General features: G+C 72.8%; 21 protein-coding genes. 7 read left to right on the plus strand and 14 right to left on the minus strand.

Annotated features, from left to right (window positions below; translation table 11 throughout):
- Window positions 1-11: 11 nt before the first annotated feature.
- Window positions 12-1,481, minus strand: a complete 1,470-nt coding sequence (locus AB0M93_RS17390) for an amino acid permease (RefSeq protein ID WP_364274489.1) — start codon at window positions 1,479-1,481, stop codon at window positions 12-14.
- A gap of 176 nt (window positions 1,482-1,657) precedes the next feature.
- Here AB0M93_RS17390 and AB0M93_RS17395 point away from each other — a divergent pair, with 176 nt between their 5' ends.
- Entirely contained in the window at window positions 1,658-2,323 is a 666-nt protein-coding gene (locus tag AB0M93_RS17395) for a helix-turn-helix domain-containing protein (protein ID WP_364274492.1), read from the plus strand.
- Window positions 2,324-2,376: 53 nt separating this feature from the next.
- On the opposite strand, the gene AB0M93_RS17400 is transcribed toward AB0M93_RS17395, so the two are convergent.
- The 4 genes from AB0M93_RS17400 to AB0M93_RS17415 all read right to left on the minus strand — a co-directional run bounded on the left by AB0M93_RS17400 (window position 2,377) and on the right by AB0M93_RS17415 (window position 6,952).
- On the minus strand, window positions 2,377-3,519 hold the full coding sequence (locus AB0M93_RS17400; protein WP_364274495.1) for a toll/interleukin-1 receptor domain-containing protein: 1,143 nt from the start codon (window positions 3,517-3,519) through the stop codon (window positions 2,377-2,379).
- Window positions 3,520-3,627: 108 nt separating this feature from the next.
- Window positions 3,628-4,881, minus strand: a complete 1,254-nt coding sequence (locus tag AB0M93_RS17405; protein WP_364274498.1) for a ribonuclease D — start codon at window positions 4,879-4,881, stop codon at window positions 3,628-3,630.
- 68 nt (window positions 4,882-4,949) lie between these two features.
- The gene (locus tag AB0M93_RS17410; RefSeq protein ID WP_033291604.1) at window positions 4,950-5,666 is read right to left on the minus strand and encodes a response regulator transcription factor; all 717 of its coding nucleotides are present in this window, start codon (window positions 5,664-5,666) and stop codon (window positions 4,950-4,952) included.
- Between the two features lie 722 nt (window positions 5,667-6,388).
- The gene (locus tag AB0M93_RS17415) at window positions 6,389-6,952 is read right to left on the minus strand and encodes a DUF3000 domain-containing protein (RefSeq protein WP_364274501.1); all 564 of its coding nucleotides are present in this window, start codon (window positions 6,950-6,952) and stop codon (window positions 6,389-6,391) included.
- Window positions 6,953-7,040: 88 nt separating this feature from the next.
- Between AB0M93_RS17415 and hemE the strand changes: the two genes are divergently transcribed.
- From hemE to AB0M93_RS17435, 4 genes are read left to right on the plus strand one after another with little or no spacing between them, the layout of a single operon-like run.
- A complete protein-coding gene (gene hemE, locus AB0M93_RS17420) occupies window positions 7,041-8,111 on the plus strand; it encodes a uroporphyrinogen decarboxylase (RefSeq protein ID WP_364274504.1) in 1,071 nt (356 codons plus the stop codon).
- Window positions 8,108-9,508: a protoporphyrinogen oxidase gene (gene hemG, locus AB0M93_RS17425; protein WP_364274507.1), complete on the plus strand. Its 1,401-nt coding sequence runs from the start codon at window positions 8,108-8,110 to the stop codon at window positions 9,506-9,508. Before hemE ends, hemG begins: the two co-directional genes overlap by 4 nt.
- A 56-nt stretch (window positions 9,509-9,564) precedes the next feature.
- Window positions 9,565-10,257 (plus strand): hydrogen peroxide-dependent heme synthase, encoded by a 693-nt coding sequence (hemQ, locus tag AB0M93_RS17430; protein WP_364274510.1) that lies wholly within the window; start codon window positions 9,565-9,567, stop codon window positions 10,255-10,257.
- Window positions 10,257-11,597: a CoA transferase gene (locus AB0M93_RS17435; RefSeq protein WP_364274513.1), complete on the plus strand. Its 1,341-nt coding sequence runs from the start codon at window positions 10,257-10,259 to the stop codon at window positions 11,595-11,597. Before hemQ ends, AB0M93_RS17435 begins: the two co-directional genes overlap by 1 nt.
- A gap of 9 nt (window positions 11,598-11,606) precedes the next feature.
- Here the strand turns inward: AB0M93_RS17435 and AB0M93_RS17440 are convergent, their stop codons facing one another.
- From AB0M93_RS17440 to AB0M93_RS17480, 9 genes are all read right to left on the minus strand, one after another.
- Complete coding sequence (locus tag AB0M93_RS17440) at window positions 11,607-12,698, minus strand: pentapeptide repeat-containing protein (protein ID WP_364274516.1); 1,092 nt, start codon at window positions 12,696-12,698, stop codon at window positions 11,607-11,609.
- A gap of 64 nt (window positions 12,699-12,762) precedes the next feature.
- Window positions 12,763-13,101, minus strand: coding sequence for a hypothetical protein (locus AB0M93_RS17445; protein WP_364274519.1), 339 nt, complete (start codon window positions 13,099-13,101; stop codon window positions 12,763-12,765).
- The gene (locus AB0M93_RS17450; RefSeq protein WP_364274522.1) at window positions 13,098-13,898 is read right to left on the minus strand and encodes a DUF692 domain-containing protein; all 801 of its coding nucleotides are present in this window, start codon (window positions 13,896-13,898) and stop codon (window positions 13,098-13,100) included. The genes AB0M93_RS17445 and AB0M93_RS17450 overlap by 4 nt, the downstream gene beginning before the upstream one ends.
- Window positions 13,891-14,814: a TIGR04222 domain-containing membrane protein gene (locus AB0M93_RS17455; RefSeq protein ID WP_364274525.1), complete on the minus strand. Its 924-nt coding sequence runs from the start codon at window positions 14,812-14,814 to the stop codon at window positions 13,891-13,893. Before AB0M93_RS17455 ends, AB0M93_RS17450 begins: the two co-directional genes overlap by 8 nt.
- A 66-nt stretch (window positions 14,815-14,880) precedes the next feature.
- Window positions 14,881-15,780 (minus strand): TIGR04222 domain-containing membrane protein, encoded by a 900-nt coding sequence (locus AB0M93_RS17460; RefSeq protein WP_364274528.1) that lies wholly within the window; start codon window positions 15,778-15,780, stop codon window positions 14,881-14,883.
- Between the two features lie 73 nt (window positions 15,781-15,853).
- Window positions 15,854-16,276 (minus strand): peptide-methionine (R)-S-oxide reductase MsrB, encoded by a 423-nt coding sequence (gene msrB, locus AB0M93_RS17465; protein ID WP_086849491.1) that lies wholly within the window; start codon window positions 16,274-16,276, stop codon window positions 15,854-15,856.
- A 19-nt stretch (window positions 16,277-16,295) separates the two neighbouring features.
- Complete coding sequence (locus tag AB0M93_RS17470) at window positions 16,296-16,601, minus strand: hypothetical protein (RefSeq protein WP_364274531.1); 306 nt, start codon at window positions 16,599-16,601, stop codon at window positions 16,296-16,298.
- Between the two features lie 53 nt (window positions 16,602-16,654).
- On the minus strand, window positions 16,655-18,322 hold the full coding sequence (locus AB0M93_RS17475; RefSeq protein ID WP_364275152.1) for a serine/threonine-protein kinase: 1,668 nt from the start codon (window positions 18,320-18,322) through the stop codon (window positions 16,655-16,657).
- Between the two features lie 57 nt (window positions 18,323-18,379).
- Window positions 18,380-19,102: a TVP38/TMEM64 family protein gene (locus AB0M93_RS17480; RefSeq protein ID WP_364274534.1), complete on the minus strand. Its 723-nt coding sequence runs from the start codon at window positions 19,100-19,102 to the stop codon at window positions 18,380-18,382.
- An 88-nt stretch (window positions 19,103-19,190) separates the two neighbouring features.
- Here AB0M93_RS17480 and AB0M93_RS17485 point away from each other — a divergent pair, with 88 nt between their 5' ends.
- Both AB0M93_RS17485 and AB0M93_RS17490 read left to right on the plus strand, forming a co-directional pair.
- A complete protein-coding gene (locus AB0M93_RS17485) occupies window positions 19,191-20,207 on the plus strand; it encodes a DNA polymerase domain-containing protein (RefSeq protein ID WP_364274537.1) in 1,017 nt (338 codons plus the stop codon).
- Between the two features lie 494 nt (window positions 20,208-20,701).
- Window positions 20,702-21,094, plus strand: coding sequence for a DUF6221 family protein (locus AB0M93_RS17490; protein ID WP_103350506.1), 393 nt, complete (start codon window positions 20,702-20,704; stop codon window positions 21,092-21,094).
- Window positions 21,095-21,101 lie beyond the last annotated feature (7 nt).

Genomic DNA, 21,101 nt, shown 5'->3' on the forward strand with positions numbered 1-21,101 from the left:
GTCGTCCTCTCTCAGGTCGCGGGTTCGAGGGCGGGAGCCGGGCGCAGCCGCAGCCAGCAGAGCCAGCCGATCACCAGTGCGCCGCCGACGAACTCTAGCGGGAACAAGAGCATCCAGGGGGCGCCCGAACCGGCGAGATCGTAGATCTCCGCGCGCGGCCAGGCGATGTTCACGATCATCGCGATTCCGTAGAGGACGGCTGCGCCGTTCAGCGGAACACCCCACCGGCCCAGGGAGAACCGGCCGGGCTCGGCGGGGAACCGCCCGCGCAGCCGGTGCACGAGCAGCGGCCCGGTGACGAGCAGGTAGGCCAGGTAGACGACCACCACCGACGTCCCGGTGATCGTGCTGAACAGCGTCGGGTTGCCGACGTTGAGCAGCAGCAGCCCGATGGCCAGTGCGCCGGACAGCAGCGCGGGCGCGACCGGTGTCCCGGTGCGCGGGCTGACCCCGGCGAGCCGGCCGGACGCCGGCAGCGCGCCGTCGCGGGCCATCGCGTAGATCAGCCGGACGGTGCCGGTCTGGATGGTGAGCGTGCAGACCACGACGGCGATCGCGACGTCGGCGAGGAAGACCCGGCCGAGGGTGTCGCCGAAGACGGCGGTGATGACGTACGGCAGGCCGTGCCCGGCGAGCTGGCCGTCGGTGAGGCTCGGTGCGGCCATCAGCGCGGTGACGACCACGGCCAGGCCGCCGATCCCGGACACCAGCACGGCCCGCAGCACCGCCCGCGGAGCCGCCTTTCGCGCGTCCTTCGTCTCCTCCGCGACCGAGGCGGCGGTGTCGAAGCCGTAGAGCACGTACGCCGCCATGAGCGCCGACGCGAGCACGCCGCCGATCCCGGCGCTGGTGCCCGGCGCGTCGTGCAGCACCACCTGCGGACCGCGGACGGCGAACAGGGCCAGCCCGGCGACGAGGACGACGACCCCGAGCAGCTCGGCCGCGACGCCGACGTCGTTGATCCGCGCCATCAGCCGCACCCCGCCGGTGTTGACCGCGGTGGTGAAGACGAGCAGCAGCGTGCCGAGCAGCACGGCGTTGGCCGCCCCGGACGGCGACGTCACCGACGGGTCGCCGCCGACGAGCTGGAAGCCGTCCCAGACCGACGGCAGCACGACCTGCAGCGCGATCGCCGCGGCGGCGAGGGCGACGATGCAGCCGAGGAGCATCATCCAGCCGGCCAGCCAGCCGAGGAAACCCTTCGTCACCTGTTTCGCCCACTGGTACACGGATCCGGCGAGCGGGTAGCGCGCCGCGAGCTCGGCGAAGACCAGCGCGACGAGCAGCTGGCCGGCCAGGACGACCGGCCACGTCCAGAAGAAGAGCGGGCCGCCGAAGGTGTAGCCGAAGCCGAAGAGCTGGAAGACGGTGGTGAGGATGGAGACGAAGGAGAAGCCGGCGGCGAAGGCGGAGAACCCGCCCAGCGACCGGCGAAGCTCTTGGCGGTAACCGAAGGCGGCGAGTTCGTCGGGTGGCGTCATGCGGGCTCCTTGTTTCGATCGCATGACAGAAATTAGGTTCCCGCAGCGACACGGTGGTCTCCGCCGTGTTAGCGGTCCGTTAACGAGGGGATCGACCCGGCGTCAATGACGACATCCGGGCGTAACCGCACCCTCCGTGCGCGTGTCGCGGCCGGAGACCTGGCAAGATCACGGCCGTGGGCAACGGGTCGGGGGTCGGCAGGCCGAGGGCGAGCGGAGCGGCGGCGAACCGTCCGGACGCGCGCCAGGCGGTGCTCGACGCCGCGGGCGAGCTGTTCACCGGAGCCGGGTACGCGGCCACGACGACCAGGGCGATCGCCGAACGCGCGGGGCTGCGCCAGGCGTCGCTCTACTACCACTTCCCGGCGAAGGAAGACATCCTGGCGGCGCTGCTGGCCGAGACGGTCCGCCCGTCGCTGGCCCTGGCCGCCCGCCTGGTCGCGGGAGCGGCCCCGGCGGCGGTCCGGTTGTGGGCGCTGGCGTACGCGGACATCGGCCTGCTCGGCGGCGCCCGGCACAACCTCGGCGCGTTGTACCTGCTGCCGGAGGTGAGTTCGCCCAACCTGGCCCGTTTCCGCACCGAGCGCGCGGAGCTGAAGGCGGCGTACGGCCGCCTGGTGGCGGCCTCAGGCGTGGCGCCTTCGGCCGTCGGCATCCGGACGGACCTGGTGTTCGGGCTGGTGGAGAGCATCGCGGTGATCCGCCGGGACGATCCGGCGCTGGACGTCGAAGCCCACGTGCGGGAGGGCGCCGACGGCGTGGTCCGGCTGGTGGGGGCGGGGGAGCCGACGGACGGGCTGCGCGCCGAGGCGCACGCGCTGCTGGCGGCCCTCGCGGACTAGCGGGGCACGCCCGGCTCGTGAGTGATAAGGCGAGTTCTAACTCGCCTTATCACTCACGACAGGAGCCGGGGGCAGCCGCTCAGCAGGTTGCTGATGATCCGGGACAGTTCCCGCATCGTGCGCATCCCCAGCTGCATCGACTGCGCTCCGACGCGCAGCGGGCGGATCGCCGCGCGCAGGGGCGCGTTGATCGCCTCCAGCGGGCGGATCTGCGTCAGGAACTCGGTGATCCGGGCCTCCAGTGCCATCAGCCCGGTCAGCATTTCGACGAATTCGTCGTATTCGCGGCGCGCGCGGTCCAGCAGTTCCGGCGTCATGGACGAGTCCATCAGGCGCATGTACGACCGGATCGTCGCATCGGTTTCCGCGACCGTCGTTTCGAACGCCGTGCCGACCTGCTGGATGTTGACCGCCATCGGTTTGATCGCGTCGGCCGCGCGCACCACCCGCGCCTTGATCGCCTCCGGGCGCAGCCCGGCCACGTCGCCGGTCAGCTGGCGCATTTCCTCGCCCAGTTCGTCGAGCGAGTGGCTGATCGCGTCGAACTGCCGTTCCAGCAGCTCGCCGATCTTCGTGAGGTTTTCCTTGTATTCCTGCAGTCCGGGCCCGTCCCGTTCCGGGGCGAGTCCGGCGAGCAGCAGCCGGTCGCACTTCTTGAGCTTTTCCAGCGTCGCCTCCGCGGAGCGGATCGCCCGGATCAGCTTGTCCGCCACCACGTCCATCGTGCGCCGCCATTCCGCGGTGCCCGCGCCGGCCAGCACCGCGTCCTTGATGTCGACGTACTGCAGCTTCTCGATGATCCGGATGTTGGCGTCGTCGCTCTGGCCGGTGATCAGCTCGTGCCCCAGCACGATCAGCGGCAGGATCAGCTGGGTGAGGCCGAGCTCGTTCGCCTTGGCGTAGAACGCGGTCAGCTCCTCGCGGCAGGCGCCGCTTTCGTAGAAGTAGTTCATCGAGATGACCGGGACGAAGACCATCGCGGCGTTGAGCCCGTCCTGGATCTTCGTCCGCCAGTCCTCGCCCCACCCGATGCTTTCGCGGTCGACGAACACTTCGATCTTGCGCCCGTGCGCCGAGGCGCAGAACTTCTCCAGCGAATTCTTGAGCGGTGTGACGAAATTCAGGAAACTGTCATCTTCGTGGGTGAAGCTCAGAAAGCACTGCACGGCGGGTTGATCGGACATGAAATCGGTCATCGGGATACCTTCGGGCGGTGCGGCGTTTCCGGCGCAGCCTAGGGCAGCCGATGCCCGGCCCCGCACGGTTCCCCGGAAAGCGTGGCGAAGTGTCCCTGATCTGTCCGTTCAGGACGCGGTGGTCTGCAGGGCCTTGCTCAGCACCGTCGCCGTCAGCTCGACCTGCCACGGCCGGGCCCCGCCCGCGCGCAGGACCTCCGCGACCGACTCTTCGTCCGTCTCGGCCGGCGGCCGCCAGCACGTGCGGCGGACCAGGTCGGGCAGCAGCAGGTTCTCCACCGGCAGCCGGCGGTCCTCCGCGATCGCCGTCAACGCCGCGCGCGCCGCCGCGAGGCGGGCCGCCGCGTCCGGGTCCTTGTCCGCCCAGCGGTTCACCGGCGGCGGCCCGTCGGTCGGCTGGGACGGCGACGGCAGTTCCGAAGCCGGGAGCGCGCGGGCCGCCTGCAGGTGCCGCAGCCAGCTCGCCGTGTACTTGCGCTGGACGCGGCCGCTGAACACCGGCAGCGCCTGCAGTTCTTCGACCGTCTTCGGGTCGGCCGTGACAGCGTTGACGATCGCGCTGTCCGGCAGGATCCGGCTCGGCGCGCGGTCGCGTTTGCGGGCGAGCTCGTCCCGCGCCTGCCACAGCTCGCGGACCGCCGCGAGGCCGCGCGGGCTGCGGATCTTGTGCACGCCGGACGTCCGGCGCCACGGCTCGGCCCGCGGGGGCGGCGGCGGGGCCGTCCGCACGAACTCGAACTCCTGCCGCGCCCACTCCAGCTTGCCCTGGGCGCCCAGCTCCGCTTCCAGCTTTTCGCGCAGCTGGACGAGCAGCTCGACGTCGAGGGCGGCGTAGTTCAGCCAGTCGACCGGCAGCGGCCGCTTCGACCAGTCGGCCGCGCTGTGCCCCTTCTCGAGGGTGTAGCCGAGCAGCAGCTCGACGAGCGTCCCGAGCGCCACGCGTTCGTAGCCCGCCAGCCGGCCGGCCAGCTCGGTGTCGAACAGCGCCGCCGGGCGCAGGCCCAGCTCGGCGAGGCAGGGGAGGTCCTGGGAGGCGGCGTGCAGCACCCACTCCAGGTCGTTGAGGACGTCGCGCAGCGGCTCGAGGTCGCCGTCCAGTGCGATCGGATCGATCAGCACCGTGCCGGAACCCTCGCGGCGCAGCTGCACGAGGTAGGCCTTGGGCCAATACCGGTAGCCGGACGCGCGTTCGGTGTCGACGGCGACCGCACCGGTGCCCGCGGCGAGCTTGGCGCAGGCTTCGGCCAGCCCGGCCGCGTCGGTGACCACCGGGGGTGTGCCCTCGGCGGGTTCGCGTAGCAGCACAGGGCCGCCCGTGGACTCGATCTCCATCCCGGTGTCCTCGGCCTCTGCACTTCCCATAACCGACGACCCTACGGGACGGGCATACCGCGCCTGGTCTGCCCGCCCCGCAGGGCTGTTTGCTTGCGTCAGCGGATCACGCCGGCCCGCATGGCCAGCGCCACCATCTGGGCCCGGTCGCCCGTGCCGAGCTTGCGCCCGATCCGGGACAGGTGGGACTTGACGGTGAGAGCGGAGAGCGAAAGCTCCTCGCCGATCTCCTTGTTGGACTGTCCGTCGGCGACCAGCTGGAGCACCTCCACCTCGCGAGCGGACAGCTCGCGCGGGGTGTTGTCGGTGCCCGCGACGCGGGTCCCGGTGGCGAGCACCGGAGCCACGCTCGGGTCGGCGTAGACGCCGCCCTCGAGCACACGCCGCACGCCATCGGTCACGACGACCGGTGACGCGGACTTCAGCAGGTACGCCTGGGCCCCGGCCTGGAAGGCCGAGCGGACCGCGTACGGGTCGTCCGAGGATGCGAGAACCACCACGCGCGGCCAGCCGTGGCTACGGAGTTCCGTGACCAGCTCGATGCCGCTGCCGTCCGGCAGTCCGAGATCGAGGATCGCCAGGTCACAAGGCCCAGTGGCCTGTGCTCGCGCCCTCGCCTCGGCCACCGTGGCGGCTTCGTGGACGGTACCCGCACCCATCTGTGCGAGTCTTGCTGCGATTGCCTCCCTCAACAGCGGGTGGTCATCGACCACCAACACGGAAAACAGCTCTTCCCGCGGGTGCGGAACCATGCTCGCCGGCAATGCACCGGCTGGCGTGGATCGGACGGCCTGAGATAAGCCGACGGTAGCCACGTCACTACCTCCCTGGAGTCGGTCGTGCCCCCCGACCGGCACCGGGACCTTCGGCCGTTCAGCCGCGCCAGCTTTAGACCGAAAGTGGTGTCGTCGAAGGCACTGTAGCCGCCTTGAGCCCTTCGCGGGGGGATCGAATGGGTATCTATCTCAAACGAACAGTCACTCAGTGGGTTCGAAGTAACACGATCGGGCTAGTACACGGCCGGTTGCTAACGGATAGCCCAGCGAACACGATGCTATGGAGTTACCGGCGGCCAAATGGCCGTGCAGATGGGGCGTGCAGCTTCCGGTGCGCCTAGTGACGGGGGTCCGGATGGGCTCCCCCGGGTCGCGGAATGTGGCTCCGGCCGGGGCTTGATCCACGGCCCGCCGAGGCGCTCGCACCCCTGGCTGGTGCTCGGCCCGATGACTGTCCGTGTCCGCCGCCGGGTCGTGGCGGGCCTCGGGACGCCGAATCGATCTTGTTGCGGTGCGTGACCGCGGGGAATCACGAACGGGGAGACGTGAAACGCCCTCAGGGTGGCAGCGGGCGCCGCCGGGCCCGATCGCTCACCCCGGGTGGTACGGACGTTCAGTGGACGTCCTGGGGCCTCGTGAAGGGGTGAACGACGTTCAGCGGACGTGAATTTTGCTCACATCCGTACAAGGGCCGCGTCCGGCGGTGCCCGCCGAGGTCCGCCGTTGCCGTTTCGTTGCGGAAGATCGCCCGGACGGCCGGGTCAGGAGCCCTGGCGCTGCCCGAACAGGGTCACCCCGACCGGCGGGAGGCCCACGACGCTGGCCATCACCTGGCAGAAGGCCTGCCCGTGCGGCGCCAGCGAGTCGTCCGCGGGCGTCCAGGACGCCCGCAGCTCCAGGTCGTCGGTGCGGGCGGGGCCGGAGATGTCGCCGAAGCGGGCCGACGACGTCTCGGTCACCGTGCCGCCCAGTGCCTTCCAGCTCGCCCCGGACACCTCCAGGGCGTCGGTCAGCCACGACCAGCCGACCGCCGGCAGGAAGGGGTCGGTCGCCAGTTCGCGGTCCAGCTCCGCGCGCACGTACATGACGAGACGCAGCACGCCGTCCCAGCCGTCCTGGCCCTCGGGGTCGTGCAGGAGGACGAGCCGTCCGGAGGCCAGCACGTCGGCCGGCCCGGCCACTTCGCAGCTGACCGCGTACGACCACGGCGCGAGCCGCTGCGGCGGGCGCATCGGCTCGAGCAGCACCTCGCGGCGGGGCCGGACGGACTGCAGCGCCGCGACTGCTTCGCGGAAGAGTTCGGGCACTGGCGTCATCGCGGTCACGCACCGACTTTAGGGCGGGCACGCCCTGTTGCGGGCGCAGGCGCGCCGAGGAACGGCGCCGCCCGGGCTCGTGGCACGATTGACGGCGATGTCTCAGACCACGCCCCTGCCGCGCCAGGCCGTCCCGTCCGGCCGCCGCGAGCTGCCCGAAGCCCCGTTCCTGGCCGCCGCGCGCGGCGAACGCCCGGCGCGCACGCCCGTCTGGTTCATGCGCCAGGCGGGGCGTTCGCTGCCCGAGTACCGCGCGCTGCGCGAGGGCGTGCCCATGCTCGACGCCTGCTTCGACCCGGAGATGCTCGCCGAGATCACGCTGCAGCCGGTCCGCCGGCACGGCGTCGACGCGGCCATCCTGTACAGCGACATCGTGGTGCCGCTCAAGGCCGCCGGGGTCGACCTCGACATCGTGCCCGGCACCGGCCCGGTGGTCGCCACGCCGGTGCGCGACCTCGCTGCGGTGCGCGCGCTGCCCGTCCTCGAGCCCGAGCAGGTCTCGCCGGTCGCCGACGGCGTCCGGCTGCTGGTCGAGCGGCTCGGCGAGACGCCGCTGATCGGCTTCGCCGGCGCGCCGTTCACGCTGGCCAGCTACCTCATCGAGGGCGGCCCGAGCCGCAACCACGAGCACACCAAGGCCTTGATGCACACCTCGCCCGAGGTCTGGCACGAGCTGGCCGGGCGGCTGGCCGACGTCGCGCTGACGTTCCTGCGCGCGCAGCTCGACGCCGGCGTCGACGCGATCCAGCTGTTCGACTCCTGGGCCGGGGCGCTGTCGGAGCGGGACTACCGCGAGTTCGTCCTGCCGCACTCGGCGAAGGTCCTCGCGGGCGTGGCGGAGTACGGCGTGCCGCGGATCCACTTCGGCGTCGGCACCGGCGAACTGCTGGCCGCGATGCGCGACGCGGGCGCGGACGTCGTCGGCGTCGACTGGCGGATCCCGCTCGACGAGGCCGTCCGCCGGCTGGGTGGCCACGCCGTCGTGCAGGGCAACCTCGACCCGGCGCTGCTGCACGCCTCCTGGCCGGTGCTGGAGGCGCACGTCCGCCGCATCGTCGAAGAGGGCAAGGCGGCCGACGGCCACATCTTCAACCTCGGCCACGGCGTGCTGCCGGGCGTCGACCCGGACGTGCTGACCCGCGTGGCCGGACTGGTGCACGAGCTGTGAAGCGCGTCGCGGTCGTCGGGGGCGGCGTTTCCGGGCTGACCGCGGCGTACCGGCTGCGGCGGCTGCTCGGTCCCGACGCCGAGATCACGGTGTTCGAAAAGACGACGACACCGGGCGGGAAGCTGCGCACGGCCGAGCTCGCGGGCGTGCCCTACGACGTGGGCGCCGAGGCGTTCCTCGTCCGCCGCCCCGAGATGCTCGCGCTGGTCCGCGAGCTCGGGCTCGACGTCGTCCACCCCACCAAGGCCCGCGCGAAGATCCACGCCGGCGGCGCGGTCACCGGGCTGCCGCCCGGCACGGTGATGGGCGTGCCGGCGTCGGCGGAATCGGTGGCCGGGGTGCTTTCCGAAGCGGGGCGCAAGGCCGTCGAAGCCGAGCCGTCGCTGCCGGAGCTGCGGCTGCCGGGCGGGGACGTGCCGCTGGGGCCGCTGCTGCGCGAGCGCTTCGGCGACGAACTGGTGGACCGCCTGGTCGACCCGCTGCTCGGCGGCGTCTACGCGGGCGGTGCCGACGGCCTCGGCCTGCGCGCGACCATGCCGGGTCTGGCCGCGGCGCTGGCGGCGGGCGCGGGCTCGCTCACCGCGGCGGCCGCCGCCCAGCTCCCCGCGAACCCCTCGACGGCGCCGGTGTTCGGCACGGTCCCGGGCGGCCTGGGCACGGTGATCGACCGGCTCACCGCGGCGTCCGGCGCCGAGCTGCGGACCGGCCTGCCGGTGTGCGAGATCGAGCGGCACGGTGCCGGCTGGCGGCTGCGGATCGGCGCCGCGCCGACCGCGCACGCGCCGGCGGCCAACACCGCCGAGGCGGACGCGGTGGTGCTCGCGGTGCCCGCGCCGTCGGCCCGCCGCCTGCTCGCCGACGTCGTGCCGGCGGCTTCGGCGGCCTTCGGCGAGGTCGAGCTGGCGTCGATGGCCGTGGTCGCGCTGGCCCTGCCGCCCGGCACCGTGCTGCCCGAGGCGTCGGGGATCCTGATCGGCCAGGGCGAGCGGGACGCTTCGGGCGTGCCGTACGCGTCGAAGGCGTTCACGTTCTCGTCCCGGAAGTGGGCGCACTACGGTGCCGGCCCGGTCCTGGTCCGCGGCTCGGTCGGCCGGTTCGGCGAGCCGGGCGCGCTGCGCGGCGACGACGTCGAGCTGGTCCGGGTGGTCCGCGACGACCTGGCCCGCCTGACCGGCGTGACGGCGGCGCCGGTGGAGACGCTGGTGACGCGGTGGGGCGGCGGCCTGCCGCAGTACGGCGCCGGCCACCTGGACCGGGTCGAGCGGATCGAGAAGGCCGTGGCGGCCGTGCCCGGGCTGGCGATCGCCGGGGCGACCCTGCACGGCGTCGGGTTGCCGGCGTGCGTGGCGACGGCGGAAGCGGCGGCGCAGCGGATCGCGGCGCACCTCGCCGCGTGAGTGCTCTCACCTGACCCGTGGCGGCGCACGCGGCGCCGCGGTGACAGGATGGACCCATGGCGCGGGTCAACTACAACGAGCTCAACGACACCATCCGCTACACCACCTGGTCGGTCTTCCGGATCGAGCCGGGCAGGCTGGGCGAGGACCGCGGAGCGGCCGGCCGCGAGACCACGGAGTACCTGGACGGTCTCGAGGCCAAGGGCGTCGTGGTCCGCGGTGTGTACGACCTGTCCGCGCTGCGCGCCGACGCCGACTTCATGATCTGGTGGCACGCCGAGGAGATCGAGCAGGTCCAGGCCGCCTACGCCGGGTTCCGGCGGACGCCGCTGGGCCGCGCGTCGACGCCGGTCTGGAGCCAGACCGCGCTGCACCGGCCCGCCGAGTTCAACAAGAGCCACATCCCGGCGTTCCTGGCCGGCGAAGAGGCGCGCAAGTACGTCTGCGTGTACCCGTTCGTCCGGTCCTACGAGTGGTACCTGCTGCCGGACGCCGACCGCCGCAAGATGCTCGCCGACCACGGCAAGGAAGCCCGCGACTACCCGGACGTGCGCGCCAACACCGTCGCGTCCTTCGCCCTCGGCGACTACGAGTGGATCCTCGCCTTCGAAGCCGACGAGCTGCACCGGATCGTCGACCTCATGCGGCACCTGCGCGGCACCGAGGCGCGGCTGCACGTCCGGGAGGAAATCCCGTTCTACACCGGCACCCGCGTGCCGCCCGCCGAGCTCGTCGCGGCTCTCCCGTAGTGCGTGACATCGTCGAGGGCGTCTGGCACGCCCTCACCGGGTCCACGCCGGGGGCCTTCGAGCTGACCGGGACCGAGGACGTGCTGCCCGGGCGGTACCGGGTGCCGGCGGCCGCGACGGCGTCGATCGTGGCGGCCACCCTGGCGGCCGGGGAAATGCTGCGGCTGCGCGGAATCGACCCCGGCGTCGTCACGGCGGACACGCGCCACGCGGCGGCGGCCTTCCACAGCGAGCAGCTGCTGCGGGTGGACGGCGTCGGCGCGGAGTCGGTCTGGGCGCCGCTGTCGGGCAACTACCGCACGGCCGACGGCTGGGTGCGCCTGCACTGCAACTACCCGCGCCACGAAGCGGCGGTGTGCTGGGGCCTCGGCGTGCCCGGAACCCGCGGCGCGGTGGAAAAGGCGGTCGCCGGCCGGAGCGCCCGCGAGGTCGAGCACGCCGTGGTCAGCGCCGGGGGAGCGGCCGCCGAGCTGCGCGCACCCGAGGACTGGGCGGCGCACCCGCAGGGGGAAGCGGTGGCCTCGCTGCCGCTGGTTTCGCTGGAGCCGATCGCCGACGCGCCGAAGCGGACGTTGTTCTATTCGGACCGGCCGCTGGGCGGCATCCGGGTGCTGGAGCTGACGCACGTGCTGGCCGGCCCGGTGGCGGGCCGGGTACTGGCGGCGCACGGCGCCGACGTGCTGCACGTCGGCGCGGCGCACCTGCCGCGGGTCGAGGCGCTGGTGCGGGACACGAACCAGGGCAAGCGCTCGGCGTTCGTGGCGCTGGACACCGAGGGCGGCCGTGCGCGGCTGAAGAAGCTGATCAGCCGGGCGGACGTGCTGGTGCAGTCGTTCCGCCCGGGAGCGCTTGAGCGCATCGGGTTCGGGCCGGCGGAGCTGGCCGAGCTGCGCCCCGGGCTGGTGATCGCGGACCTGAGCGCGTACGGCTGGGAAGGCCCGTGGGCGCGGCGGCGCGGCTTCGACAGCCTGGTCCAGATGTCGAACGGCATGGCGTTCTCGCCGGACGGCCCGTCACCCTTGCCGGTCCAGGCCCTGGACCACGCCACGGGCTGGCTGACGGCGGCGGCGGTGATGACGGCGTTGCGGCGGCAGGTCACCGACGGCGGAACGTGGCGGGCGCGGCTGTCGCTGGCCGGGACGGGCCGGTGGCTGGATTCCCTCGGCCGCAAGGACCCGGCCGGCTCGTCGGTGGACTACAGCGACCTGATGGAGGAAGCGGACAGCGGGTACGGGCGGCTGACGCGGGTCCGGATGGCCGGCGGGCTGCCGGGCGCGGAGCCGTATTGGGAGTTCGGGACGCGGGAGCCGGGAGTCGACAAACCGACCTGGACGCCCTGACGCCGTGGCCTAGCGATCCCCTTCCCGCGAGCCGGTCCGGCCACGACGGGCGAGCGAGGGGGGAACGCCGTGGGCGAACTCCGCTTCACCGAAGAGGAAATCCCGGCCGAACGTCACGTCGTCGAACCGGGCTTGGCCGGCGAAGACCACTCCGCCGAACACGCTGAACTGGCCGAACCTGGCCCCGGCGAAGTCGGCGTACCCGTCGAAGATCATCTCTTCGAAAACGACGGCCCCGCCGAATTCCGCGTTGGCGAAGCGGGCTTCGCCGGCGAACCGGGTTCTGCTGAACCAGGCTTCCCCGTCGAATTTCGTGCCCGAAAAGTCCGTGCGTCCGTCGAACGTGGCCCCGCCGAAGCGGGCCGTCCTGACGCGGGCTCCGCTCAGGTCGAAGTCGATGAGCGTGGCCCGGGCGAGGTCGAGGTCGATGCCGGGCCAGAACGTGTCGAGAGGACGGTCGGCGTCTTCGCCGGGCCTGAGGTGCTGCGCGAGGATGTGCTGGGCGGTCAACCGCACTTCGCGCTCCTGCCATGCTTCGGCGGCGGCCACGCCGCTGGGCGAGGGAACCGGTACCGGCACCCGCGCGCGGAGCGGAAGCTCGCCGGCTTTCGGCCGGCGAGGTGCTCCCAGCCGCCGTGGACCCGGCGCCACCGGGAGGGCATAAGGGTTGCGCAGGTAGGCGCAGAGCACGTTGACGACCGTCTGGCGCTGGGCGGGGTTGTCCTGAGCGACTCGTTCGAGTGCGTAGAGCCCGCCGTGCCGGATGGCGGACTTGCCGGACCCCAATTGCTCGACGGCCTGCAGATACAGTGCGGTCAGGCGTCGTTCGGCGGAGTCGTGTTCGGTGGCCCATTGCCGCCGTCCCGTGAGCACCAGGGCGACGACGCCGCCGGTGCCGGCCCCGACGGTGAGCCCGGTCTTGATCAGCTCGATCCGGTCCTGCGAGCTTCCCGCGCTGACGGACGTCAGCAGGACCGTGACGGCCGACGCGGCGATCACCGCGACCGGGACCACGATCACGGCGATCGCCCACCACCACGTCCCGGCGCGTCGGCGCCAGAGCTGCGCCAGCGCCCCTCGTGCTCGTTTCGCATGCTCCATGCCGAGCCAATCGCCCGGCCGCGTGCGGTCGCTACCGGATGAGATGGCGATCGGCGAAGTCGCCTCAGCGGCGCCGCAGGCGGTCGGCCAGCCGCCGCTTCGGCTTCGGGAGGTGCCCGCCCTCGATCAGCCACGTCGCGAACTCGTCCGCGTACGCCCCCGACCTCTCCGTCGCCTTCTTCGGGCGGCCCGCGCTGAACTCTGCGAACAGCGGCCCGTAGCGCTCGCCCAGTGCCTCCGCCAGCTCGGGCCGCTGATACGCCAGCACCCGCCCGTGCTTCCGCCGCAGCACAGCCGCCTCCACCCGCAGCCGCGAAGCGTCGAAACCGTCCGGGGCCGGGCCGTTCGCCAGCAGTGCCTGCAGCAGCTCCGCCTGGCGCCGGGCCAGGTCCGCGCGGCTCACGTCGTCACCGCCGCGCGCAACGCCGACAGCTCAGCCGCCAGCTCCGCGTCGCTCGGGTAGTCGTCGTCGCGTTCCAGCAGCACCCCTGGCGGATCCGTGCGGCGGCGGAGCTCCGTCAGCAGCGACAGCACCTCCGGCAGCACCGGGTGCGCGTGCGTGTCGTGGTAGACGCCGTCGCGCTCGACGCCGCCCGCCATGTGCACGTACGCCAGCCGCTCCCAAGGGATGCCGTCGAGGAACGCCTCCGGGTCCGTGCCGATGTTGCGGGCGTTGGCGTACAGGTTCGCCACGTCGATGATCAGCCGGCAGCCCGTCCGGTCGGTCAGCTCGGTGAGGAACTGCTCCTCGGTCAGTTCCGCGTCCGGCCAGTCGAGCACCGCGGCGATGTTCTCCAGTGCGAACGGCACGTCGACGATGGACTGGGCCAGCCGCACGTTCGCCACCAGCACGTCCAGCGCTTCGCGCGTGCGGGGCAGCGGCATCAGGTGACCCGAGTCCAGGCCGCCCGCGCGCACGAAGCAGACGTGGTCGCTGACCAGCGGCGCGTCCAGCGCCCGCGCGATCTCCGCCAGGTGCTGGACGCGGCCGGTGTCCAGGGGCTCGGCGCCGCCGAGGGACAGCGAGACCGCGTGCGGCAGCACCGGCAGGCCGCGCTTGCGCAGCGCCACCAGCGTCTCCGGCAGGTGGTCGGCGTGCAGGTTCTCGGCGACGACCTCGACCCAGTCCACGCCCGGCAGCCGCGCGATGGACAGGTCGAGCTCGTGCCGCCAGCCGATCCCGATGCCCAGCTCACCCACCGCAGCCCCCTCCGCCGCAGCCGCCCCCGCCGCACGACGAACCGCTGCTGCACGACGAGCTCGAGCAGGACGACCCGCTGCTGCAGGACGACCCCGACGACCCGGACGAGCCCCCGCCGCCGAACGACCCCATCGGCGGGGTGAGAGCCGCGCTCAGCTCCTCGTCCGGGTACATCGCCCAGCCGCCCAGCGCGACCGCGGCCGCCGCCCCGCCGAGGAGCACGCCGCCGGCCAGCATGCCGGCCGGCACCGGGCCGCTCGCCGCGGCGCGGGCCTGGCCGAGCAGCCGGTGGCCCGCGGCCGACGGCTGCCGCGCGCCCGTCTTCGACCGGCGGACCGCGGCCACGATCGCCAGCACCGCGGCGACCAGGACCAGGAACACCAGGATGCCGACCGGGCGGCCCAGCGAGATGCCGTTCACCAGCCGCACCACGCCGAAGGCCAGCACGGCCAGCTGCAGCAGCAGCCCGAACGTCCTCGCCTGGCGCTTCGCCGTGGCCGACACCAGCAGGCCGCGCTGGTCGAGGCCCTCCTCCAGGGCCCGCATCGCCGCGGAAGCGCGGGCCTTCGCCCGGATCATCGCGGTCGTCTTCAGCTTGGCGACGTCGAAGACGGCCCGCTCCAGCGGTTCCACCGGCCGCGAGCCGGTCTTGCTGATCTGCTTGTAGCTGTTGACGCGCAGCTGCCCGCGTTCGACCAGCGCCGCGATCGCCGCGTCGGTCGCCCGGTCGGGGCCGCCGGCGAGGAAGGCGAGCTGGTACACCGTCGGCGGCGGGCCGGGGTGCGCCTGGTCCGCCCGCATCGCGCGGGCGGCCACGATCCCGGACACGACGACCCTGACCAGCAGGACCGCGCCGAGCAACGCGATGTAGAGGACCACGAAATCCGGTCCGGAAATGCCCCACGGGTCGTCCATCGCCCGTCTCCCCTCAGTGTGTCGCGGTTACCGTAGCTGTGAGACGCACGCGCTCGCGTCGGCGTTTCAACCGCCGCAACCCCCGCCGCCGCCACCGCCGCAGGAGCTGCCGCCCCCGCAGGAACTGCCGCCGCCACCGCACGAGCTGCCGCCCCAGTAGCCGACGGCGGTCCCGCCTCCGGCGCCGGCGAACCGGGCCCGACGCTGGGTCCGCGCTGCCGACTGCTGCTTGGCGCGGGTGACGGCCAGCCGGACGTCCTTCTCGGGGTGCTCCTCGAAGCCGCCCGCCGCGACCGCCCCGGCCGCCCCCGCGACGAGGGTGCCGGCGCGGCGCGCCTCCTCGGCGGCCGCCCGCCCGGCCGCGGTGGCCTTGACCGGCGGGGTGTTCCGGGCCTTGACCGTCACGACGATCGCCGCGGCCGCCCCGGCCGCGAGCAGGCCGAGCAAGTACCCCACCGGGTGCCCGGTGCTCGCCCCGGCGATCAGCCGGACCACGCCGAAGCCCACGAGCAGCCAGTACGCCACCGCGGCGAGCACCCAGGCCGAGCGCACCTTCCGCGCGTCGGCGAGCAGGCCCCGGCCGATCAGCTCGGCTTCCAGCTCCCGCAGCGCCGGGTGGTCGGCGACCGTCGCCCGGACCCGCTCGAGCGAAGCTCCGTGCTTGCCGATCTTCAGCAGGGCCGCGCGGCCCAGGTCGTCGGCCGCCGAGCCCTTGACGCGCGAGAGCCTGCCCGTGCCGTCGAGCCGGACGGCCTGCTGGTCGAGCAGGCGCGCGACGACGAATTCCGCCGCGCGGGCCCGTCCCCCGGTCAGCAGCGCGAGCTCTTCGGCGCGCGCGGGCGAGCCGCCGGCGCGGCCCCGCGCCAGCAGCGCGCGGCTGACCAGCACGGCCAGCGCCGGCAGGAGCAGCAGGCCTCCGTAGAGGCCCGCGAAAACCGGTCCGGGAATGCCCCAGGTGTCGGTCATGAGTCCGCCCTCCCTCGTCCGTGTGCGGAGATTACGTCCGAGGAAGGGCGGCGGTTGCTCGCTTAAGGAGGATTTAGGACTCGGGTACCAGTTTCAGCGAGATGGAGTTGATGCAGTAGCGCTGGTCGGTCGGGGTCGGGTAGCCCTCGCCCTCGAAGACGTGCCCGAGGTGGCTGTGGCAGGAGCCGCAGAGCACCTCGATCCGCTTCATGCCCATGGTGCGGTCTTCGCGCAGCAGCACGGCGTCGGAGTCGGCCGGGTCGAAGAACGACGGCCAGCCGCAGTGGCTCTCGAACTTGGTGTCGCTGCGGAACAGCTCGGCACCGCACGCGCGGCACTCGTAGACGCCGGTGGTCTTGGTGTCGGTGTACTCACCGGTGAACGGCCGTTCGGTCCCCGCCTGGCGGAGCACGGCGTATTCGTCGGGGCTGAGCTGCGCCCGCCACTCCTGCTCGGACTTCACGACGCGCGGGGTGGCGCCGACAACGGGTTTCATACCTTTCACCCGATCCACGTTACGCCGCGAGCCAGGCGAGGGCGTGCACGACGATGTCCCATGCGGCCACGATCACGCCGAGCACGATGAGGACCACGATCAGCGCCGACACCCAGTAGCGCAGCCCGCCCAGGCGGTTGCTGGAGTCGGCGAAGTCGGCCACCCCGTCGAGAGCGGCTTCGATGGTGAAGTTCGGGCCGCACCGCTCGATGCGGTCGAGGTGCTCGGCGAACGCGAGCGCCTCCGGGTCGTACGGGTCCAGGCCGACCAGGTCCTCGTGGAAGCGAGGATTCTGGCCCGGCAGCGAAGCTCCGTCGTCGGCCATGCCACCACGGTAGGCCATCCGGGCCCGTCAGCCCACTGAACGCGCGTTAACTCTCAGTTGTTGGGGCTCGAGCCGCCGAGCTGCGTGTTGGCGTCGATCAGGATCCGGCCACCGACGTTGACCAGCCGGAACCCGGGACGCCCGTTGCCGACGTTGACGTTCATGATGAGGGAGCCGTCGGCCTCGTTGCCGCCGGAGTCGGCGTGCGCCCGGGTCGGCCCGTTGATGTTCTTCTTGTTCTCGTCCCAGTACGCCTGGTACTTGTCCTGGCTGCCGTACACCTGCTGGGCGGCCGGGGTGAGCATGTCCCAGTGGGCCGCCGGGTCGCTGAAGTAGTCGATGACCAGCTGGCCGGCCGCGGTGAAGTTGGTGACCGGCGAGTCGGTCGGGGTCTGCCCCAGCTTGGCGGAGACGTTCGAGCTGCTGCTCGACCCGGTGGTCTTGGGCGTGTCCTGACCGGTGGTGGGCTGGTGGGCCGGCGACTGGGCGGTCTGCGAGCCACCGGTGTTGCCGCTGCCGGAGTTCAGCACCAGGAACACGATCACCGCGACCACGACGACCGCGGCGCCGGCCCCGGCGAACAGCGCGTACTTGCGCTTGTTGTCCGGCTTCGGGGTGTTCGACGAGTACTGGGGCGCCCTGGCCGTCGGCGCGGCCGCGGGCATCGGTCTGGGCGGCGTGTTCGGCGGGGCGGCCGGCGACCGCATCGGCATGAACGCCGCGGTCGGGCGCGGCGGGTTCGACGGTGCCTTGTTCGCGGCCTTCGCCGCGGGGGCGGGCGTGCCGACCGGCGGCGAGGACGGCGCCTGGTTCTCGGTCCGCTGCCACGGCGGGCGCTCGCCGCCGTCGGCGGGCGCGGCCGGCTTGCGGCCCGCGCCGCCGGACAGCAGCGGCGGCGACGCCGTCATGCCGCCGGGTTCGGTCCGGGCCAGCGCCGCCAGCCGCTCGCGGGCCTCGGCCATGCTCGGCCGCTCGCCCGGCTCGCTGCGCAGCAGGCTCATCAGCAGCGCGGTGGCCGCCCCGGCCTGCACCGGCGGGTTGATCTGGCCGTTCGCCGCCGCGTAGAGCAGGGCGAGCTGGTTCGTGGTGTTGCCGTACGGCGTGGTGCCCTCGATCGCCTGGTAGAGGGTCGCGCCGAGGGCGAAGACGTCGGAGCTGGGCACCGGGTCCGCGCCGCGCGCGAGCTCGGGCGCCAGGTAGGCGGGGGTGCCGCCGATCAGGCCGGTGGCCGTCAGCGTCATGTCGCCGGCCGCGCGGGAGATGCCGAAGTCGGTGATCTTCGCGGTGCCGGTCTCGTCGATGAGGATGTTGCCCGGCTTGACGTCGCGGTGCACGATCCCGGCGCGGTGGGCGGCCACCAGCGCGGACGCGACCTGCTCGCCGATCCGGGCGATCCGGCCGAGCGGCAGCGTGCCCTCCTCGGCGAGGATCGTGGAGAGGCTGGGCCCGTTCAGGTACTCCATCACCAGGCACGGGTCGCCGTTGTGCTCGGCGATGTCGAACACCACGATCGCGTTCGGGTGCTGGAACCGGGCCGCGTTCTTGGCCTCGCGCATCGCGCGCTGGCGCATGTTGTCGCGTTCGGTCTCGGAAACGCCCGGCTGGGGGAGGATCTGCTTGATCGCGACGGTGCGCTCGAGGCGCACGTCCGTCGCGCGCCACACCACGCCCATGGCACCGCTACCAATGTGCTCGACGAGGCGGTAGTGCCCGGCGATCAGCTGACCGGTGTCGATGGCGACTGCTCCTGACGAAATTCCCGGTGGTGGTGGCCCTGCTCAGCGCGTTTCCGCTTCGCGCACCCGATCGAGTGTAGCGGTCGGCCGCGCAGGAGTTCGCGTCAGCCAGCCGGTCCGGCGGCCCGCTTCGCCCGGTGCCCGCTTCTTGAACACCTTGACCAGCCCGATCGCCCCGGCCAGGGCGAACACGCCGTAACAGGCGAGCAACGCGGGCGGCGTGTCGCCGGTCAGCGCGTCGCCGAGGACGACTACCGCGACCGTACCGGGCACGCTGCCGAGCAGCGTACCGGCCAGGTACGGGGCGAGCCGCACCGAGGACACCCCGCAGAGGTAGCTGAACGGCGCGAAGGGCACGACGGGGATCAGCCGCAGGGACGTGATGGCCAGGGTGCCGCCGTCGCTGAGCCGGTCGTTGACCGTCCGCACGGCCGACCGGTGCAGGTGCCGGGTGACCAGGTCGCGGCCGAGCAGCCGGGCCAGCCCGAAGGACAGCGCCGCCGCGATCGTGGTGGCGACCAGGCCGATCGCGATCCCGGCGGTGGTGCCGACGAGCAGGCCGGCGGCGAGGTTGAACACCGTGCGCGGAACGGGGGCGACGGTGAGCAGCGAGTACGCGACGAGCAGCACGAGCGGCGTCGCGGGGCCGGTGGCGGCGGCCCAGGACCGCAGTTCGGCCGGACCGGGGATCGGCAGCAGCACCGCGGCCGCCGCGAAGGCGGCGAGCACGGCGAGCGCGCAGATCAGCTTGGTGCGGCCGGACACCCGCGCCAGCCTACCGGCCGGCCGGTAGGGCCCTCCGGTGGGCATTTTCGCGGGGGCCGGGCGGGGCGATCACCGCTAGCGTGGCCGCATGCCCAAGCACGGTGACCCGGTCGAGTACGAGGTGGGCGGCCGCACGGTCCGCGTCACGAGCCCGGACAAGGTCTACTTCCCCCAGCGCGGCATCACGAAGCGCCAGGTCGTCGAGCACTACATCACCGTCGGCGGCCCGCTGCTGCGCGCGATCGGCGAGCGCCCGACGACGCTGAAGCGCTACGTCGACGGCGTCGAGGGCGAGTGGTTCTACGCCAAGCGCGTGCCCAAGGGCGCGCCCGAGTGGGTCTCGACCGCCGAGATCACGTTCCCGTCCGGCCGCAAGGCGGCGGAGGTGTGCCCGACCGAGCCCGCGGTGTTCGCGTGGGCGGCCAACCTGGGCACGTTCGACTTCCACCCGTGGCCGGTCCGCCGCGCCGACACCGACCACCCGGACGAGCTGCGCATCGACGTCGACCCGCCGGACCGCGCGGGCTTCGCCGACGCGGTCGAGGTGGCGATGGTGGTCCGCGACGTCCTGGCGGACGCGGGGCTGACGGGCTACCCGAAGACCTCCGGCGGCCGCGGGGTGCACGTGCTGGTCCGCATCCGCCCGGAGTGGGACTTCGTGGCGGTCCGGCACGCGGTGATCGCACTGGGCCGCGAGGTGACCCGCCGCATCCCGGACAAGGCGACGGTCGCGTGGTGGAAGGAGGAGCGCGGCGGCCGGGTGTTCCTGGACTACAACCAGGCGGCCCGCGACCGCACGGTGGCCTCGAGCTGGTCGGTCCGCGGCACCCCGCGGGCGACGGTGTCGACCCCGCTGACATGGGACCTGCTGGGCGAAGTGGACGCGGACGACTTCGACGTCCTGACGATCCCGGAGTTCCTGGAGAAGCACGGCGACCTGCACGCCCCGATGGACGCTTCCCCGTTCGGCCTGGAGACGGCGCTGGAGTGGTACGAGCGGGACGCGCGGGAGCACGGGCTGGGCGAGCTGCCGTACCCAGCGGACTACCCGAAGATGCCGGGCGAGCCGAAACGGGTCCAGCCGAGCAAGGCCCGCAACGACTGAAAGGTCACGGCTTGCGGCAGCCGGCCGCGGTCCCGGAGACCCACGTGCCGCCCGGTCCGGCGCACGGGGCGTGCTGCGCCTTGTCCAGGCAGGGCTTTGCCGTCGAAGGCGAGCGCCGGCACGACACCGGCCGCCAGAGCGGCCACCACGGCGAGCCCGTCGACCACCCACGGCCACCGCCGCCGCCGAGGCACGGGAGCCGGAGCCGGCGGGAGGTACGGCAGTTGCGGGCCGAGCAAGGCCCGCAACGACTGATGGTGCCTCTGTAACAAGAACCACAGCGCCGGCGGAAATGCTTGTCCACGCTGCGCCGAATGCTCCAGTCGGCGATGCGGCGAGTGATCGCGCAGGCGCCCGCTGTCGCCTTTCGGGTCACAAATGTTGCACGGCCGATCTCCGTGTCACGATCTTGGTCTTCGACGGCGTAACGTGCCGTTCCGAATCGGCGACTCCCCGGGGCCATCGGGGGGCGGGTTCGAGGAGGGAGGCTCTGCGTGGACGACCTGATCGCATTCCTCGCTGCCCGCGTCGGCGCGCGGCAGGCGTTGATCATGCAGGCCGTCAACAAGGCGAAGGCCGGCGAGACGATGAACCGCGGTGAGACGAAGGTCGCCGTGGAGCAGAAGATCCGCGGGCTCACCGACCTCGAGCTCGACGTCGTCAACCAGATGATCAACGAGATCGAGGCGACCCGGCGGATCCTGCTCGCCCACCGCACCACGGTCTCGGAGAAGGTTCCCGGCTTTCCGCTCTACGGCAGCGAATACTGGTGTGAGACCTGCCACGTGCCCGCCGACGAGGCCGGCTCCAACTGGTGCCTCACGCTGCGCCTGCTGGCCCTGCCCTACGCCGACCACCCGGAGTACAGCGAGCGCTGGCGTCCCTGACGGGAAT

Source organism: Amycolatopsis sp. NPDC051102, assembly GCF_040682815.1.
In the GTDB taxonomy this organism is placed as follows: Bacteria; Actinomycetota; Actinomycetes; order Mycobacteriales; family Pseudonocardiaceae; genus Amycolatopsis.

What these genes read in the sequence shown, in the direction of transcription:
- AB0M93_RS17390 (WP_364274489.1), bottom strand. Translation starts at nt 1,481, where the DNA reads ATGACGCCACCCGACGAACTCGCCGCCTTCGGTTACCGCCAAGAGCTT.
- AB0M93_RS17400 (WP_364274495.1), bottom strand. Translation starts at nt 3,519, where the DNA reads ATGACCGATTTCATGTCCGATCAACCCGCCGTGCAGTGCTTTCTGAGC.
- AB0M93_RS17405 (WP_364274498.1), bottom strand. Translation starts at nt 4,881, where the DNA reads ATGGGAAGTGCAGAGGCCGAGGACACCGGGATGGAGATCGAGTCCACG.
- hemE (WP_364274504.1), top strand. Translation starts at nt 7,041, where the DNA reads ATGTCTCAGACCACGCCCCTGCCGCGCCAGGCCGTCCCGTCCGGCCGC.
- hemQ (WP_364274510.1), top strand. Translation starts at nt 9,565, where the DNA reads ATGGCGCGGGTCAACTACAACGAGCTCAACGACACCATCCGCTACACC.
- AB0M93_RS17440 (WP_364274516.1), bottom strand. Translation starts at nt 12,698, where the DNA reads ATGGAGCATGCGAAACGAGCACGAGGGGCGCTGGCGCAGCTCTGGCGC.
- AB0M93_RS17455 (WP_364274525.1), bottom strand. Translation starts at nt 14,814, where the DNA reads ATGGACGACCCGTGGGGCATTTCCGGACCGGATTTCGTGGTCCTCTAC.
- AB0M93_RS17460 (WP_364274528.1), bottom strand. Translation starts at nt 15,780, where the DNA reads ATGACCGACACCTGGGGCATTCCCGGACCGGTTTTCGCGGGCCTCTAC.
- msrB (WP_086849491.1), bottom strand. Translation starts at nt 16,276, where the DNA reads ATGAAACCCGTTGTCGGCGCCACCCCGCGCGTCGTGAAGTCCGAGCAG.
- AB0M93_RS17470 (WP_364274531.1), bottom strand. Translation starts at nt 16,601, where the DNA reads ATGGCCGACGACGGAGCTTCGCTGCCGGGCCAGAATCCTCGCTTCCAC.
- AB0M93_RS17485 (WP_364274537.1), top strand. Translation starts at nt 19,191, where the DNA reads ATGCCCAAGCACGGTGACCCGGTCGAGTACGAGGTGGGCGGCCGCACG.